This window comes from Bacillota bacterium (genome assembly GCA_040754675.1).
Lineage (GTDB): Bacteria > Bacillota > Limnochordia > Limnochordales > Geochordaceae > Geochorda.
Map to the genome: position 1 here is coordinate 1 of JBFMCJ010000541.1, position 2,701 is coordinate 2,701.

The 2,701-nt window shown below is 69.8% G+C and carries 3 protein-coding genes; all 3 read right to left on the reverse strand.

Annotated elements, in window-relative coordinates; all coding sequences use genetic code 11:
- The coding region (locus tag AB1609_20480; protein ID MEW6048820.1) for a hypothetical protein at positions 1–255 on the reverse strand (255 nt) is incomplete at its 3' end.
- Positions 249–1,661, reverse strand: a complete 1,413-nt coding sequence (locus AB1609_20485) for a DUF3854 domain-containing protein (GenBank protein ID MEW6048821.1) — start codon at positions 1,659–1,661, stop codon at positions 249–251. The genes AB1609_20485 and AB1609_20480, both read right to left, overlap by 7 nt.
- Positions 1,662–1,692: 31 nt before the next feature.
- Positions 1,693–2,701, reverse strand: a 1,009-nt coding sequence (locus tag AB1609_20490) for a hypothetical protein (protein ID MEW6048822.1), incomplete at its 5' end; no start/stop codon positions are given.

Sequence of the window (2,701 nt, forward strand, 5' to 3'; positions counted from 1 at the left end):
GGCCAGGAGAACGCCGCACGCCAGCGCCACCCGGTCTCCCTTTGCCCACCCCAGGTACCCAAGCAACGCGCCGGCAGCCAGCCTCCCGACCCTACCCAGGGACGAGCCGGGGACGAACCGCCCGGCGAGGGAACCCGGGCAGTCCAGGTCGGGGAGCAGGGAGCCCGCGGCGGCAACACCCAGGGCCGCGGGCTCCGTCACCCCGGCCGACACTGCGGCAGCGAGCGCTGCAAACACATGCGTACCCGCTACCACGGGATCTCCACCTCCTCCAGGTCTTGGTCACTACCTGGACGGACAGCCGGCGGCTCAGCGGCTGACCGCGCGCCGGAGGGGGTGCTGGGAGCGGGTTCGATTTGGGCTGCGCGCAGCAGGACCTCGAAATCGGATACCCAGATCTCGAGCGAGGTCTGCTGCCCGTACGGGCCGTCCTCCCGCCGGGCCTTCAGCTTCCCCTCCAGCAGGATGCGGTCGCCTTTGGCCAGGGCCGCTTCTTCAAGACGCCTGGCTATCTTTTCCCAGGCGTTTACGGGAATTGTTTCGCGACGGCCGTCATCCTCAATCTGGAGCAGGAAACGCCCCCGGACGAAGGACGTCCCGTCCTTTCTCTTTAAGGCCTGGACCTTAGGAGGCTGCACCACCTCCCCGGCCAGAATCACTCGGTTCACTATGCTCCCCCCTCCGGAGAAGTGTTCCAAAACAGGTCGCCCTCCGCCGAGTAGCAGGTCGTCCAGCCCCTTGCCTGCGGCCAGCGGCCAGCGGGCCACGCACACCCGGTACCCGGAGCCCCGGAGAGCCCTGCCGAGATTGCCCGCGGCGCGGTCGACGAACGGGTTTGTCTCCGCGTCCGCGTCGTAGGCCACCACGACTTCGTCCGGGCACATCTCCCGCAGCGCCTCCAGCAGACCGGAGGACTTCCAGGTGTTCACCCCCGGTACCGCCACCACCGGCTCCCCGAGGATCTCCGAGGCAATGTCCGCCTTGAGCGGCCCCTCGGTGACCCACACCCGCAGGCAGGGGATGCCCGGCGGCCAGGCCACGTGGCACAGGGTGCGCGCCGGGGTCCCGCCCGGCCTCCCCGCGGACGAAAGCCACACGTAGCGCGGACCGTCACCCGGATCGTCCCGCCTGACCTGCAGGCCAACCACGCGGCCGCGCACGTCCCGGACGGGAACTAACAGTCCCGCCGGGCCGGCCACGCGCCACCCGTTCCCGGACCGCCAGAAACCCGGCACTCCGGAGGGGTCCGCCACGCGGGCCACCTGTTCGCCCAACTCAGCTCTCCCACCCTCCGGGAGGGTCCGGTACATACCCCTTTCCACCTGCTCAAGGGTCATCCCACGTACAGGGGAAAGCAGGTGGTCCCGGTGCGCTGCGGAGAGCTCGAGTGCCGAGAGCAGCGCACGGTACACCCTGTCCCGTGTATCGGCGGTGGCCCGCGGCTCCGGCTCGACCCCGCGCACGCGCGGCGCCGCCGCAACCGCGCCGGCCACCAGGCGGCCCTTCGCCCCGCAGCGGAAGCAGTAGAATACCTGCTTCCTGGGGTTGGCGTACAGGTGCCCCTTCTGATCGCCGCAGAAGGGGCAGTTCACCCGCACTTCGGCCCGGCCCGAGGAGCGCGGGCCGAGAGCCGCGATGTCCAGTTCCAAATCTGCACCCACGCTCCTCACCTCCGGGTCTGTTACGGGTCGGTTACGAGTCCGTTGCCACCAGAGCCTGTTCGACCACCAGGGCGTCGGAGCGGACGCGCCGCCCCTGCAGGAGCAGCCTGGTCCCGAGCTTGGACCCGGCGATCGTCTGCCGGGCGTACGGGTGGATTCCGGGAGCCGAGAAAGCGTTGAGGACGACCCCCGCATCCACACCTTCGGTCTCCAGGGCCCGTACGCGGAAAACCAGGACGTCCCGGCCCTCCCTGTCCTTCCTCGCGACGGGGGCAGAGAGGACCTCGAACTCCCCGCAGACCGACCCCTCCGGACTCTCGGCGGAAGGCTGCGCCGCCTGTGTGGGTGCGTTGTTGTCGCCCTGTCCTTCTGCGGAGCCCCGCCCAGCAGTAGCGGCGGGCTTGGCTCCGGGTGCAGCGGTCTTTCCACCAGGCGCGGGCGGTGCCGGTTCGGCCGGAGCTGGCTTTGAGGCCGCTGGAGCCGCACGGCCGGCGGCAGGAGTTGTTGCAGGCGGCGGAGGTGCCTGGACGGCCGGACGGGCCGGCACGTCAGGGCAAGCCTCTGGTGCCTCGGGACCCTGTTTTTCCGGCTCCGGCTCGGGCTGTTCCGGCGGGAAGAGAAGCTCGGGCTTCTCCTCCTCGTCCACCGGCTCCAGCTCCACGACGGCCGGGCCGGGAGGCAGCGCCACGGCACGGATGAGCTGCCTCTCGCGGGCCATCTCTATGACCCGCTCAAGCGTCCACTCGCCCATGTCCAGGTAGAGCACCGAGATCGTGCTCTTCACCTGGCGCTTTTCCTGGCCGCTGCCTACCACCGGGTGCGCCTCCTCAACGCGCACCCGGAGCTTGACGGGCACGAACGAGATCCTCCCGAGGAGATTGCGTAGGGTTGCCAGACCGCCCACGATGTTCAGGTACGAGTTCACCGAACCCGTGGCGATCTGGTACACACCCAGGACTCCGGGAACTCTCGGGAGCAGGAAGCTCAGCCGCCCAACCGGACGGCACTTCCCCTTCTCCACGAAGGGGCACTGCCGCCCG